Source organism: Mesorhizobium sp. L103C105A0, from assembly GCF_000502215.1.
GTDB lineage: Bacteria > Pseudomonadota > Alphaproteobacteria > Rhizobiales > Rhizobiaceae > Mesorhizobium.
Window position 1 is genome coordinate 423179 of the sequence record NZ_AYXF01000004.1, and the last position, 13394, is coordinate 436572.

Genomic DNA, 13394 nt, shown 5'->3' on the forward strand with positions numbered 1-13394 from the left:
CTTTTCACCCGCCACAACCGCATCCTTATACGAGATACGTGACGGCAGTTTGAAGGCAAGAGCGAGGTCATTGAGGGGCGCCAAAGGGCAAACCCTTGTCGTCGGATAGGGTCTTGCGCAAACCCCATTCCGGGGCGGCCGGAATGTTATCCAGCCACCCTTGAGCACAACGAATCGGCTTTCCGCCCTCAGACGTAGCGGTTGACGATGTTTTCCAGCAACTCCTGGCGGCCGGAGCGTGGCTGCGGCTCGATCTTCTTCTTCACCACGCGCTCGGCGATGTCTTCCAGCGAGCGCTCGCCCGACAGCATCGCCTTGCCCTCGGCCGTGTTCCAACCGGCATAGCGCTCGGCCAGCGGACCCGACAGCGCCTTGTCCTCGACCATCTTGGCGGCTGCCTTGAGGCCTCGTGCGCAGGAATCCATGCCGCCGATATGGCCGATCAGCAGGTCCTGCGGGTCGAGCGACTGGCGGCGCAGCTTGGCGTCGAAATTGGTGCCGCCGGTCTTGAAGCCGCCGGCCTGCAACACCTGGTAATAGGCCAGCGCCATCTCGGGCACATTGTTGGGGAACTGGTCGGTGTCCCAGCCCGACTGGTAGTCGTTGCGGTTCATGTCGATCGAGCCGAAGACGCCGAGCGCATTGGCCAGCGCCAGCTCGTGCTCGAAGGAATGGCCGGCAAGAATCGCGTGGCCCTGCTCGATGTTCAGCTTCACTTCCTTCTCCAGCCCGAAGCGCTTGAGGAAGCCGTAGACCGTGGCAACGTCGTAGTCGTACTGATGCTTGGTCGGCTCCTGCGGCTTCGGCTCGATCAGGATCGTGCCTTTGAAGCCAATCTTGTGCTTGTAATCGACGACGAGATTGAGGAAGCGCCCGGCCTGCTCCTGCTCGCGGGCAAGATCGGTGTTGAGCAGCGTTTCATAGCCCTCGCGCCCGCCCCACAGTACATAATTCTCGCCCTTCAGCCGCTTGGTGACGTCGATGCAGCTTTTCACCGTCGCCGCCGCATAGGCGAAGACATCCGGATCGGGATTGGTGGCGGCGCCCGACATGAAGCGGCGGTTGGAGAACAGGTTGGCCGTGCCCCAGAGCAGTTTGACGCCGGTCTTCTTCATCTTGGCGGCAAAATAGTCGGCGATCTCGTCGAGCCGCGCGGCACTTTCGGAGAAATCCTTGCCTTCCGGCCGCACGTCGGCGTCGTGGAAGCAGAAATAGGGGGCGCCGAGCAGCGAGAACATCTCGAAGGCGACGTCAGCTTTCAGCTTGGCCAGCTCCATCGTGTCGATGCCGCCAGCCTTGGGAAACCAGGGCCGGTCGAAGGTCTGGCCGCCAAAGGGATCGCCGCCCGGCCAAGCGAAAGAATGCCAGTAGGCGACGGCGAAGCGCAGATGGTCTTCCAGCCGTTTGCCGGCCACCACCTCGTCGGGATTGTAGAAGCGGTAGGCCAGCGGATTGGTCGAATCCGGCCCCTCATACTTGATCGCTTTGATGTCGCCGAAAAATCCGCTGCTCATGATTTCTGTCCTCTCTCGAATAGTTCGCCCTGATTACCTCAGGCGTAATTGGTTTCGCTCTCGCTTGGGGTGAAAAGGCTCGTGTCAAAGCCACTCAACGAAGGAGACAGACCATGACCGACCTCAACACGATCGCCGAGAACTACATCACCGCCTGGAACGAGGCCGATGCGGATCGCCGTGCCGAACTGCTCAAGGCCACTTTCACCGAAGACGTCAGCTACCGCGATCCGCTCATGCAAGGCGACGGCCATGCCGGCGTTGCCAAGCTGATCGACGGCGTACAGCAGCGCTTCGCCGGCTTCCGGTTCTCGCTGAGGGGCCAGCCGGACGGGTTTGGCGACCGCATCCGCTTCTCGTGGAATCTTGGGCCGGAAGGCGTGCCGTCGGTTATCGAAGGCACCGATATCGGTGTTATCGAAAATGGGCGCCTGAAGAGCGTCACCGGGTTTCTGGACAAGGTGCCGGCGCAGTGATCGATTAAGGGTGGCGCGAGACACCCCCCTCTGCCCTGCCGGGCATCTCCCCCGCAAGGGGGGAGATTGGCTGGCATCCACGCCTTCGCTAATCACCCACCTTACAAGACTGGCATACCCGCCGACGCTGCCGATCTCCCCCCTTGCGGGGAAGATGCCCGGCAGGGCAGAGGGGGGTGCCTCCCGCTCACTCACGCCATGGCGCCCTTGATCGCCGGATACAGCGCCCGGTAGCGCTGATAGGCATCGGCATACGCCCCGCCAAGCGGGACATCCGGTTCGATCGTCGCATCCGTCCTTGGCGCCGTGCACACCGCCAGCGGATCAGCCCCTGTCGCCGCGATCAGACCAAGCCTCGCCGCGCCAAAGGCAGCACCGAAATCGCCGTCGGCCGGAATGTCCACGGGCACCTGCAGCGCCGTAGCGATCGCCTTCAGCCAGTAGCGCGAGCGCGAGCCGCCGCCGATCGCAGTTACCCGCGTCAAGATCGTGCCGGCGGTCTTCAGGGCTTCGAGACTGTCGCGGAATGCGAAGGCAACGCCCTCGAGCACGGCTTGCGTCAGCACCGCGCGGCTCGACTCATGCGCCAGTCCGGTGAAGGACCCACGAATGGCGGAATCATTGTGCGGCGTGCGCTCGCCCGAGAGATAGGGCAGGAACGACACCCCGCTCGGCGCTTTCAGCACATCGCCAAGTTCGGCGGTCAATTCGCCGGCCTTCTTGCCTGAAATCTCCGACAGCCAGTTCAGCGAGTCGGTCGCAGACAGGATGACCCCCATCTGGTGCCAGGTGTTGGGCAGCGCATGGCAGAAGGTGTGGACCGCACTTGCCGGATTGGGCAGGTAGGAAGCGTTGGCGGCAAACAGCACGCCGGATGTGCCCAGCGACACGAAGGCGTGGCCGGCGCCGACCGTGCCCATGCCGCAGGCCGAAGCAGCATTGTCGCCGGCGCCGCCGGCAACCGGGGTGCCCGATGCTATGCCCCAGCTGGCGGCCAGTTCGGCGCGCAAGGCTCCAGCCTTCTCCGTGCCTTCGACCAGCGACGGCATCTGCCTTTCGTCGAGCGATGTCGCCGCAAGCAACTCGGGGGACCAGCGCCGTTTGCCGACATCGAGCCAGGAGGTGCCGGCCGAGTCGGACATTTCTGAGATATGCTCGCCGGTCAGCCAGAGCCGCAGGTAATCCTTCGGCAAAAGCACCTTCGCCACTTTGGCGAAGACGGCAGGCTCATTGTTCTTCACCCAGGCGAGTTTCGGCCCCGTGAAGCCGGGGAAGACGATGTTGCCGGTGAGTCGGCGAAAGCGCGGGTCTGCATCGAGCGCCGCGGCCTCAGCGTGGCTGCGCGTATCGTTCCACAGGATGCAGGGGCGCAGCACCTGGTCGCCGGCATCGAGCAAGGTGGCGCCGTGCATATGGCCGGAAAGGCCGATGCCCTTGACCGCGGCAAGCTCTTTCGGGTGCGAGGTTTTCAGCTCGGCGATGGCCGTCTCGCAGGCGCGGATCCAGTCGGCGGGGTTTTGTTCGGACCAGCCGGGATGCGGCCGCGATACGTCAAGCGAAGCATGGCCGGAGCCGATGATCTTCTGCCCGGCACCGATCAACAGCGCCTTGACGCCCGACGTGCCGAGATCGAGGCCGAGATACATGCATTCCTCCCATTGCCATTAATTTTTTCGGGTCTCGAAAAAATCTGGCTTGCCAGTTTTTAAAACAAGATCCGCCGCGGGTCAATTCTCTGACAAATTGGCGGCGCGTTGCGAAAACAGCGCCGACAGCGGACTGTCCGGCCGGACCAGTGCGCGCTCGGCGGTCAACGCCCAGGCAAGCGCCGTGTCGCCGGCGCGCAACGCCGCCTCGATCAGCGTGAGATCAATCACATCGCGCTGGGCGTGGCTGCCGCCAAAGCGATGGGCAATGGCGCGGATCGGTCGGATCAGGCGCACCGCTTCGCTGTAATTGCCCTCGCCGAATGCCTTGATGCCTTCCGTCAGTGGCTGGCCGACATCCCGGGTAAAGGCGGCATTGTCGTCGCTGCCGCGCATCGCCTCGTGCTGGGCTTCGAGCAAGATCTTGGCCGACGCTTCGAGCCCGGCGCCGACGAATGCCATCATCGCATGCGCATCGTTGAAGGCGTAATTGCCGGCTCCAGCCTTTGGCGCCCAGTTGGCGGCGAGCGCTGCCCAGCGGTCGCCGACATCGACACCGCCGAGATAAAGCCGCCACAGGATCGCGGATGCATCGACCATGTTCAGCGCCAGCGTCGAACGCTCGCCATAGATCGGCCCGTCATAGAGTTTGAGCACCTCGTCGGTCTCGCCGAGATCGTAGTGGAACAGCGCCAGATGCCACCAATTATGCACCTGCAGGAAGCTCTCTTTGGTCCACGCCTCGGGATTGGCGCGCATCCAGGCGATGCCGTCCCGTTGCCGGCTCTGCATCTCCATGACATGGGCGACCGCGTGCTGCGCCCAGCCGTCTCGCGGCTCGATCTCGATCGCCTGTCGGCCGAAACTTTCGGCTCTGACATAGTCGCCCATCTCCTCGAGACCGAAGGCCTGCATACCGAGAATGGCGTGATAACCTGGCATGCCGCTCTGCCATGACGGTAGCGCGCGGCCGATACGGTCGCGCAGCATGCGGGCATTGCCGGTGAAGAAGTCGATCTGGTGGCCGACCTGCAACGCCACCGCGTCGAGCGGGTTGTCGATGGCGATATCTTCGAGCAGGCGCGCGGCGTCATGCCAGCGTCCCTCGGCAAGGTGGCCAAGGGCCGCCACATGCGCCTGTTCGCGCGGCGTCGCGGCAAGCGGCAGTGCCGCAGCATGGCATGCCTGGGCGACCGCCGTTGCCTCGCGTTCGGTGGCGAGGCCGAACAGATACCCCTTGAAGACATGCGCCATGACGAAACCGGGATCCGCCGATATGGCGCGGTCAACGGAGCCGACCGGGTCGCCGACGAAGCATTGCAATTCATGAACGGCCTGGCTGTAGGGTGAAAACCCGGCCTCGGTCGCGCCCGAAAACATTAGGCCGAATGGATCTCTTACTGCCATATCGGCCCTGATGCTCCGCAGTTCCTAATGGCCCGAGCGCATCGCCACCGTGGCGATCCCGGCGCCGACCAGCAGCGTGCCGCCGGTGCGGTTGAAGATGCGGATCGCCTTGGGGTTGCGTACGACGTTGCGGGCGCGCGCCGCAATCAGCGCGTAGCCGAAGGCATTGGCGAAGGCGAGCGCCAGGAAGGTCGTTTCGAAGATCAGCATCTGTGTCCAGAAATCGGCTTCCCGATTGAGGAACTGCGGCAGGAAGGCGACAAAGAACGTGATGCTCTTCGGGTTGAGTGCGGTGACCAGCCAGGCGTGCGCCATCATCTTGGCGGCCGAGACGGCATCTGTGCGTGGTTCGGCTTTGAGCGCGCCGCCGGCGCGAAACAGTTTTACCCCGAGATAGATCAGATAGCAGGCGCCGATCAGCTTCAGAATGGTGAACACGGTCGCCGACGCGGCCAGCAGCGCGCCGATGCCCAGCATCGACAGGGTCATGGCGGTGAAGTCGCCCAGCGCCACGCCGACGGCCATCGGCAAGGCAGTGCGCCAGCCCTGGCCCAGCGCATAGGACACGACCAGAAGAATGGTCGGGCCGGGAATGATGAGCAGAACGGTGGAGGCGGCGGTGAAGGCGGCCCAGTTTTCGAACGACATCTTTGTCTCCTTGAGCGCAAAGAAAAGGATAAATCCTCGTGTGCGGAGGAATGTAAAGAGCCCTCTCCCAAAAATGCACGGCGGACCATTTCGCCAGATCGCTGCGGCTATTGGCGGCACAGGCTTAAGACCGGTCGTTGGGCCTTCACCCTTTTTCAACCATGTTTGGCGAAACTGCCTGCTATCCGGCCGGACCGTGTTTCCCGCCGACAGCGTAGGGTTTGGGTGCATGCGTGAGTTGCCGCAGAATGTGACGCCGCCAGCAAATGGCGACGCAAACGAGACCGAACATCTCTATTCCCGCCGCTTCGTCCTGTCAGGGGCCGGCGCCATGACGCTGCTCGGCATGGCCGGCTGCAGCACTTCGACGCTCGAGCTGCCGCAATTCCAGCTGGATGACACGGTCACCGGCTCGGTGCGGCCGATCCGTCCGGCGATCAGCGTCGACAAGAACGTCACCGGCCCCGATGTCATGTACGCTTCGCTCAACGATGGCGGCTTCGAAGTGCCGGCGGTGCCCTATCAGAAGGTCAAGCCGGAGTTCCGCCGCCAGATCGTCGTCAACGAGACCGGCGAGGCGCCCGGCACCATTGTCGTCCATCTGCAGGAGCGAAAGCTCTATCTGGTGCAGGAGGGCGGCGACGCCATCCGCTACGGCGTCGGCATCGGCAAGGACGGCTTCCGCTGGTCCGGCCGCGCCAACATCCAGTACGGCAAGGAATGGCCGACCTGGACGCCGCCGCCGGAGATGATCCAGCGCAAGCCGGAACTGGTGAAGTGGCAAAACGGCCAGCCCGGTGGCCTCACCAACCCGCTCGGCGCACGCGCTCTTTACATCTACCAGGACGGCAAGGACACCGGCTACCGCATACACGGTTCGCCGGAATGGGCGAGCATCGGCCAGGCGATGTCGTCGGGCTGCGTGCGCCTGATCAACCAGGATATCATCGACCTCTACAGCCGCGTTTCCAAGAAGAACCCGGTCGTGGTCGTCTGATCCTGTGCGGCGGTTTGGCGCCGCTGGAAACTCCCGTTGCGCGATGCGGCAAGCTAGGCCAAGGTGCCTTGAAAACCACAGCGCCGGGAGAGATCGAGCATGGCTGGAACGTTTGTCATCGCACAGGGCGGCGGCCCGACCGCCGTCATCAACCAGACGGTTGTCGGGGCCACGCTGGAAGTCCGCAAGCGCCATCCCGGCGCCAAGGTGCTGGGCTCGCTCCACGGCGTGCGCGGCATTCGTGACGGCAACTATGTCGACCTCTCCGCCATCCCCGAGGACCGGCTGCGGCTGATCGCCGGCACGCCGAGTGCCGCGCTCGGCTCGACACGCGACAAGCCCGACGCTGCCTATTGCGAAGTCATCCTCAACGGGTTGAAGAAGGCCGGCGCCGACGCTTTCATCTACATCGGTGGCAACGACACGTCGGGCACGCAGCAGATCCTGACCGACGCCGCCGGCGGCAGCATCGCTTTCGTCCATGCGCCAAAAACCATCGACAACGACCTCGAGGAAAACGACCACACGCCGGGCTTCATCTCGGCGGCCGAATTCGTCGCCGGCGCCTTCCTGTCCGTCGATCTCGATTTCCGCGCATTGCCCGGCATCTATGTCGGCATCGTCATGGGCCGGCATGCCGGCTTCCTCACCGCGGCGGCTGCAGCCTGGCAGCTCGATCCCGACAGCGGCCCGCATCTGGTCTACGTGCCGGAACGGCCATTCTCCGCCGCCGGTTTCATCGACGACGTGCGCGCCACGCTCGACCGCCACAAGCGCTGCATCGTCGCCGTCTCCGAAGGTGTCAGCACCGCCGACGGCAAGGCGCTGGTCGAAAGCCTGGTGCCGCCGGACAAGCTCGAGCGCGACGCGCATGGCAACGTCAAACTGTCGGGCAGCGACCTGCCGTCAGCTCTGGAACGTGCGCTCGCCGAAGGCCTGCCGGGCAAGCGCGCCCGCGTCGATGCGCTTGGCTACATGCCGCGCGGCTATGTCGGCTCGATCAGTGCCGTCGACGCGCAGGAGGCTTTCGACGCCGGCGCCTTCGCGGTTGCCGTTGCCGGCGAAGGCGGTGGCTCGGTGGCGCTGCAATATGACGGCACGAAAACCTTGCTGAAGAAGGTGCCGCTGAAGAACGTCGCCGGCAAGACGCGCCATATGCCCGACGATTTCATGAAGCCCGATGTCAACCAGCTGTCGGAAGCGGGCATGGCTTACCTGAAGCGGCTGGTGCCGGAAAAATACAAGGTGGGAAAGCCCTTCGTCTGATGGGCGGCCGTTTTGGCGGCACCCGTTTTGGTGGCGAGCGCGTTGTCGGCGACTGGTTCGGCAAGACGATCATCGACGACCGCACGACGATGCTGACCGAGCCGTTCGTGCATGATTTCGTGCGCGCCAACATCTGGCATTTCAGGGGACGCGACGCCGACCTGCTGGTCGACACCGGCATGGGCATCTGCCCGCTGGCGCCTGAGATCGACACGCCCGAGGGCAAGCCGCTCATCGTTGTCGCCACCCACATCCATCTCGACCATGTCGGCTCGCTGCACGAGTTTCCGCTGCGCGCCGGGCCGCGGCACAGTGCCGAGCATTTCGAGACCATGAACGATCAGGTGACCTACGCCTACATGTTTTGTAATCTCGACGGCGCCGTTTCGAAATTGCCGGCGCCGGGCTGGACGGCGGCCGACTACAAGATTCCGCCGGCGCCGCTGACGCGCACGCTGGACGAGGGCGACATCGTCGACCTCGGCGACCGGCAGTTCCGCGTCCTGCATCTGCCCGGACATTCGCCGGATTCGATCGCTTTGTTCGACGAGGCAGACGGCCTGTTCTTTGCCGGCGACGCCATCTACGATTCCACGCTGATCGACGACCTGCCGGATTCCTCCCGGCCTGATTATCGCCGTACCATGCAGCGGCTCCTTGACCTGCCTGTTCGCCTCGGCCATGGCGGCCATGGGCCGAGCTTCGACGGCAACCGGATGCGCGAGATCGCCACAGCCTATCTCAGGCGCACCGGAGGCCTCTGACGACATTGGGATTGGAACCAGCGTGGCGCCGTGGTCGAGCGCGTCAATCCGGACAAGGCAGCTGCCAATGCCGGCCTGCAGCCGGGCGACGTCATCGTCGCCGTCGACCGGTCGCCCGTGCGGGATGCGCGGCAAGCCAACCAGGCGATCGCCGAGGCCGGCAGATCGGGCCGGAAGTCGGTGCTGCTTTTGGTCGACCGGGGCGACGCGCAAATCTTCGTCGCCGTACCCTTCGCCGCCGGTTGAGTCATGATGCGGCGGGCTCGCTGAACGATCGGCAGGCCTGCCGCACGGCCCCGCCAAAATTCCTGTTGCCCGCCGCGACATCTTCGAGAACATTACGGCAGGCCGGCAATGGCCTGCTAAAAACGGACAGTCCGATGGTCACTCGCGGTTTTTCCTCCGGTCGAAAGCCTCCGACGGAGACCGATGCGCGCATTCCGCCCGGTCAGTATCTCGAACAGGGCTTTCCGGTGCTGTCGGCGGGGCCGACGCCGCGCGTGCGCACCGAGGACTGGTCGTTCACGCTCAAGCACGGGCCGCGCCGGATCAAGAAATGGAACTGGGCCGAGTTCAACGCGCTGCCCTTGACCAAGATGACGCGCGACATCCATTGCGTTACCGCCTGGACCAAGTTCGATACCGCCTGGCAAGGCGTGCTGGTCGACGACATCCTTGCCGATGCCGGTATCGAAGCGCCGACCGGCTTCCTGCTGGCGCATGGCTATGACGGCTACACCACCAACGTGCCGGCCAAGGATCTCACCGCGGGGAAGGCGATGGTGGCGCTCCTTTATGAAGGCAAGCCGATCACTGCCGACCATGGCGGCCCGGCGCGGCTCCTGGTGCCGCATCTCTATTTCTGGAAATCGGCTAAATGGCTGAACGGGCTGCAGTTCACCGAGCGCGACGAGCCGGGCTTCTGGGAATTGCGCGGCTATCACATCTATGGCGACCCGTGGCGCGAGCAGCGCTATAGCGGCGATCCATGAGCGAAGCGCCGCAATCTCCCTGGCAGACGGCGAAAATCACCCGGATCGAAAAGCGGACGCCACGCGTTACCAGTTTCTTCTTCGCGCTGTCACGGCGATTCGCCTATCGCGCCGGACAGCATGTCGATGTCAGGCTGACCGCGCCTGACGGCTACCAGGCACGCCGCTCCTACTCCATCGCCTCGGCGCCGGAGAGCGGCGCCACGATCGAGCTGGCGATCGAGAAGCTCGACGACGGTGAAGTCTCGCCCTTCTTCCACGACGTCGCCGCGGTCGGTGACGAGATCGAACTGCGCGGGCCGCTCGGCGGCCATTTCGTCTGGTCCGATGGGGATGGCGGGCCGCTGCTTCTGGTCGGCGGCGGCTCCGGCGTGGTGCCGCTGATGGCGATGGTGCGGCATCGAACCTTGCGCAAATCGGCGGTGCCGGTGGCGCTGATGTTTTCGGTGCGGGTCTGGGACGAGGTGATCTTCCGCGACGAGCTGATCGGTCTCGGTGACCGCCGCGACGGGTTCGAGCTGGTGCTGACGCTGACGCGCGAGGCCGTACGGCGCCCGTCCGACTATTCGAGGCGCATCGACACGGCAATGGTCATGCAGGCGCTCACGCGGCTGCCGCGGCCGCCGGCGCTCGCCTTCGTCTGCGGGTCGAACGCCTTCGTCTCGGCGGCTGCCCAGGCGCTGATCGACGCCGGCATATCAGCGGAAATCATCCGCACCGAGCGCTATGGCGTCTGAGAGGGCCACAGTGGTTCACCGTTTCATGGAAACAGCCACCCGCTCTCAGGTGGGTGAAAACCTTGCCGACAGCAATTGGAACGGCAGCGCGCCATAGGCGGCGACTTCGGCCTCATTGTCCCAGTTGCGGAACTGGCGCGATGGCCGTGCCTCGATCACCAGAGGCCGGCCGGTGTCGTCCACCGTTACCTTGCCGCGAAAGCGCAGCACACGTCCGCCGCCGGCGCGGCTGATCACCATGGAACGCAGGCGGGCGACATGGCCGCCGCCGGCATTGATTTCCATCTCAATGCGGCGCCGGATTGGTGGAACGACGATCCTGACGGTGACGTCCAGCACCATCGCTCCAGTCCTGTCCGGACGCGGCAGGGGCTGGGAAAGTGCAAACGGCGCCGACGTCGCTCTTGCCTTGCGCAATGTCGGCCTGCCGCGCCAGACGGCGGGCTTCGGCTGCTGCAGGCGGCCCTTTTTGCGTTTGAGGCGCAACTGCTTGGCAAAGCCGCGCGACAGCCAAACGAGGCCGCCGAAATCGGTGCGCGGCTTGGCCTGCAGCACCGAGGACCAGCGCGACAGGCCGGCGCGGTCGGCCAACTCAATCGTCTTTGCAAGTTCGGCCTCCGGCACCGCAATGCCGATCTCCAGGCAGAGATAGGAGAGCGCCACCGCCGCGGCGACGGCGAGGCCCCGCTTGGCGACGATGTCGGCGAACACGCCCCAGTCGACTGCGCCACTCTCGATGGCGACCGCACAGTCGACCAGCCAGTCGCTGTGGGTGTGGGCATCGAGGCCGCCATGTGCGATGGCGAGCGCCATGCGGTCGGCCGGAGAGGGCACAAGCACGCGGACGCCATTGAAATCGGCTGACAGCGCCCGCTGCCAGATCGCCAGATCATCTTCCGCGCTTTGCTGCGACCCGTCATAAGCGAGCTGGTGCAGGTCGATGTCGCCGAAACTGCCCTTGAAAAAATTCATCGAACGCAAGGACGCCAGCCTGGTGCGCAGATATTGCGGACTGACGCCGGTGGCGATCTGCCAGTCGCGTTCGCTAAGCACATCGAAGGCGGCAATCATGGCCTGCGAGCGCACCAGTATGTCGATGTCATGCGCCACCCGGCCGCGCTGCGCCGACGCGTTGACGGCGATGCGGCTGGCGCCTTTGATAAGCATCACCGCGCAGCCGGCGTCGATCATGGCCTGTAGCGCCGGCTCGGCCTCGCGCGCAGCCAGTCGCGATTTGGTCCACAGCATCTTTTGCAGGCCGACAAGACGTGGATAGGCCGGATGCCCAGCGAGCTTGCGGCCGAACCTGTCGGAGATCGCGGCCAGCAGCCGATGCTCGCGGAAAGCAGCATGGTCGATATCGTTCTCGTCGAGCCAGCGCGCCGCATAGGCCCCGGCCGCCTCTTCATCGGGGAGCAATGCGGCCTTCAGCAACTGGTCGAGGCCGCCAGTGGGCCATGACCAACCATAGTCCGGAAACCGACGGCCGATACGGCGCATGGCATTGGCCATCAGTCGGCGCTCGCCTTTTTCGCTGCTCGCCTTTGCATGGCCAGCCTTACGACTTCGACATAACCGCGGTCGCGCACGGGGTCGCGTCCATAGGACATGCTGTCGGGCCGGATGCGGCGCAAGGTTAGGACATCGTTGAGCATGGCAAGCGCAAAGCCCGCCTCGCGGACACGGGCGATCCAGTCGACCATGTCGCCGCGACCGCCTTGCGGGTCGATGATCGGACCGACGGCCTCGGCTACCTCCCGGCGGATCATCATCGTCGTGCGCGACCAGCCCGCCACGGCCACGTCCTGTTGCACATCGGGCTTGTCATCGCGAAACGTCCGCCAGTGGGCAAAGACTCCTGCCGTCGCGGGAAACCGCTCGAAATGCTCCAGCTGCCTTTCGATCTTGGTCGGCAGCCACAGATCGTCCGCATCGAGCGTGGCGACGAAGGGCGTCGCCAGCGCGGCGATGCCCCTGGTGGTGGCGCTGCCTGGTCCGGCATTGTCCTGGCGCAACACCTGCACCGGCATGCCCAGCGCATTGACCACCGCGACCGTATCGTCGGTCGAGCCGTCATCGACGACGATTATGGCGTCGGGCTGGACCGTCTGGGCCGCGACCGATCGCAGCGTCTCGGCGATGGTGGCGGTCGCGTTGAAGGCCGGAATGACGACGCCGTAGCTGGCCATCACAGGAAACGCCAATTCGCAAGTTCCTTGAAATCGAAGATGCCGTCGACAGGGTGCAAGGAGCGGTCGGCCTCGCGCCGTTTCATCGACTTGTAGACGGCGCGCATGAATTCGCGAAAAGGAACATCGGCCTGCCTGGTCATGTTGCCGGGATGGCGCCGGTAATAGAGCGCAACAGTGTCGGGCATCGTGAATTTCGGCCCGCTTTCGAAAGTGCGCAGCAGATAGTCGGTGTCCTCGGCCTGGTGGAAATCCTCGTCGAAGCTGCCGATGCGTTCGACCAACCGCCGGACGAAGATGGCGGGAGACAGGTGAATGCCGCGAACCGTCACCGAGTGGCTGTCGGCTGTCGGCTCCAGTGTATCGTCATCTATGTCGTCGACCAGCGTCATGCGCGAATAGGTGAGCTCGAGGGTGCGGTCTGCGTCGAAACAGGCCAGATCCGCCTTGAAGCGGCCCGGCGGGGAAATGTCGTCGGAATCGAGAAACGATACCAGCCCGGTCTGCGGCAGCAATTGCCGCAAGCCCGCGTTGCGTGCCCGCGTCACCCCGGCATTCTGCTGCTGGAAAAGGCGAATGCACGGCGCCTCCGCGATCAGCGAGCGCACGACCGCCACCGAACTGTCGGTCGAACCGTCATCGATAACGATGATGTCGAGATCGGCGGCATCGCGCTGCCTCAGCAGCGAGCGCAGCGCCGAGCCGACATGGCGTTCGCGGTTGTAGACCGGCATGATCACGCTCAGCTTCACGCACGC

At 64.5% G+C, this 13394-nt stretch carries 13 protein-coding genes and 1 pseudogene; 7 read left to right on the forward strand and 7 right to left on the reverse strand.

The genetic code is table 11. The features are described from left to right. Positions 1–188: 188 nt before the first annotated feature. The gene (gene xylA / locus X727_RS149225; RefSeq protein ID WP_023834406.1) at positions 189–1514 is read right to left on the reverse strand and encodes a xylose isomerase; all 1326 of its coding nucleotides are present in this window, start codon (positions 1512–1514) and stop codon (positions 189–191) included. A gap of 113 nt (positions 1515–1627) precedes the next feature. Between xylA and X727_RS149220 the strand changes: the two genes are divergently transcribed. Continuing rightward, the gene (locus X727_RS149220; protein ID WP_023834407.1) at positions 1628–1990 is read left to right on the forward strand and encodes a nuclear transport factor 2 family protein; all 363 of its coding nucleotides are present in this window, start codon (positions 1628–1630) and stop codon (positions 1988–1990) included. A 191-nt stretch (positions 1991–2181) separates the two neighbouring features. Here X727_RS149220 and xylB read toward each other — a convergent pair whose 3' ends face one another. The 3 genes from xylB to X727_RS149205 form a co-directional block, all read right to left on the reverse strand. Then, entirely contained in the window at positions 2182–3636 is a 1455-nt protein-coding gene (gene xylB / locus X727_RS149215; RefSeq protein WP_023834408.1) for a xylulokinase, read from the reverse strand. 81 nt (positions 3637–3717) lie between these two features. Further along, positions 3718–5043 (reverse strand): tetratricopeptide repeat protein, encoded by a 1326-nt coding sequence (locus X727_RS149210; RefSeq protein ID WP_023834409.1) that lies wholly within the window; start codon positions 5041–5043, stop codon positions 3718–3720. Positions 5044–5067: 24 nt separating this feature from the next. Then, entirely contained in the window at positions 5068–5691 is a 624-nt protein-coding gene (locus X727_RS149205; protein WP_023834410.1) for a LysE family translocator, read from the reverse strand. Between the two features lie 229 nt (positions 5692–5920). Here X727_RS149205 and X727_RS149200 point away from each other — a divergent pair, with 229 nt between their 5' ends. The 6 genes and pseudogenes from X727_RS149200 (at position 5921) to X727_RS149175 (ending at position 10447) form a co-directional block, all read left to right on the forward strand. Beyond that, a complete protein-coding gene (locus X727_RS149200) occupies positions 5921–6688 on the forward strand; it encodes a L,D-transpeptidase (protein WP_023668871.1) in 768 nt (255 codons plus the stop codon). Between the two features lie 99 nt (positions 6689–6787). Then, a complete protein-coding gene (locus X727_RS149195; RefSeq protein WP_023707783.1) occupies positions 6788–7954 on the forward strand; it encodes a diphosphate--fructose-6-phosphate 1-phosphotransferase in 1167 nt (388 codons plus the stop codon). Next, on the forward strand, positions 7954–8718 hold the full coding sequence (locus X727_RS149190) for an MBL fold metallo-hydrolase (RefSeq protein ID WP_031196287.1): 765 nt from the start codon (positions 7954–7956) through the stop codon (positions 8716–8718). The genes X727_RS149195 and X727_RS149190 overlap by 1 nt, the downstream gene beginning before the upstream one ends. Positions 8719–8733: 15 nt before the next feature. Beyond that, positions 8734–8964, forward strand: a pseudogene (locus X727_RS149185) (PDZ domain-containing protein); the annotation flags it as partial. A gap of 134 nt (positions 8965–9098) precedes the next feature. Continuing rightward, positions 9099–9710, forward strand: a complete 612-nt coding sequence (locus tag X727_RS149180; RefSeq protein ID WP_023696910.1) for a sulfite oxidase-like oxidoreductase — start codon at positions 9099–9101, stop codon at positions 9708–9710. Beyond that, positions 9707–10447: an FAD-binding oxidoreductase gene (locus tag X727_RS149175; RefSeq protein ID WP_023703620.1), complete on the forward strand. Its 741-nt coding sequence runs from the start codon at positions 9707–9709 to the stop codon at positions 10445–10447. The genes X727_RS149180 and X727_RS149175 overlap by 4 nt, the downstream gene beginning before the upstream one ends. A gap of 45 nt (positions 10448–10492) precedes the next feature. Here X727_RS149175 and X727_RS149170 read toward each other — a convergent pair whose 3' ends face one another. Genes X727_RS149170 through X727_RS149160 form a run of 3 tightly spaced genes read right to left on the reverse strand, consistent with a single transcriptional unit; the run spans position 10493 to position 13388 of the window. Next, the gene (locus X727_RS149170) at positions 10493–11959 is read right to left on the reverse strand and encodes a nucleotidyltransferase family protein (RefSeq protein ID WP_023834411.1); all 1467 of its coding nucleotides are present in this window, start codon (positions 11957–11959) and stop codon (positions 10493–10495) included. Beyond that, positions 11959–12651, reverse strand: coding sequence for a glycosyltransferase family A protein (locus X727_RS149165; RefSeq protein ID WP_245274171.1), 693 nt, complete (start codon positions 12649–12651; stop codon positions 11959–11961). Before X727_RS149165 ends, X727_RS149170 begins: the two co-directional genes overlap by 1 nt. Beyond that, entirely contained in the window at positions 12636–13388 is a 753-nt protein-coding gene (locus X727_RS149160) for a glycosyltransferase (RefSeq protein ID WP_023725907.1), read from the reverse strand. The genes X727_RS149165 and X727_RS149160 overlap by 16 nt, the downstream gene beginning before the upstream one ends. Between the last annotated feature and the right edge of the window lie 6 nt (positions 13389–13394).

Coding starts and splice junctions, on each gene's coding strand:
- xylB (WP_023834408.1), bottom strand. CDS start 3,636: ATGTATCTCGGCCTCGATCTCGGCACGTCGGGCGTCAAGGCGCTGTTG.
- xylA (WP_023834406.1), bottom strand. CDS start 1,514: ATGAGCAGCGGATTTTTCGGCGACATCAAAGCGATCAAGTATGAGGGG.
- X727_RS149205 (WP_023834410.1), bottom strand. CDS start 5,691: ATGTCGTTCGAAAACTGGGCCGCCTTCACCGCCGCCTCCACCGTTCTG.
- X727_RS149195 (WP_023707783.1), top strand. CDS start 6,788: ATGGCTGGAACGTTTGTCATCGCACAGGGCGGCGGCCCGACCGCCGTC.
- X727_RS149175 (WP_023703620.1), top strand. CDS start 9,707: ATGAGCGAAGCGCCGCAATCTCCCTGGCAGACGGCGAAAATCACCCGG.
- X727_RS149170 (WP_023834411.1), bottom strand. CDS start 11,959: ATGGCCAATGCCATGCGCCGTATCGGCCGTCGGTTTCCGGACTATGGT.
- X727_RS149190 (WP_031196287.1), top strand. CDS start 7,954: ATGGGCGGCCGTTTTGGCGGCACCCGTTTTGGTGGCGAGCGCGTTGTC.
- X727_RS149220 (WP_023834407.1), top strand. CDS start 1,628: ATGACCGACCTCAACACGATCGCCGAGAACTACATCACCGCCTGGAAC.
- X727_RS149200 (WP_023668871.1), top strand. CDS start 5,921: ATGCGTGAGTTGCCGCAGAATGTGACGCCGCCAGCAAATGGCGACGCA.
- X727_RS149210 (WP_023834409.1), bottom strand. CDS start 5,043: ATGGCAGTAAGAGATCCATTCGGCCTAATGTTTTCGGGCGCGACCGAG.
- X727_RS149180 (WP_023696910.1), top strand. CDS start 9,099: ATGGTCACTCGCGGTTTTTCCTCCGGTCGAAAGCCTCCGACGGAGACC.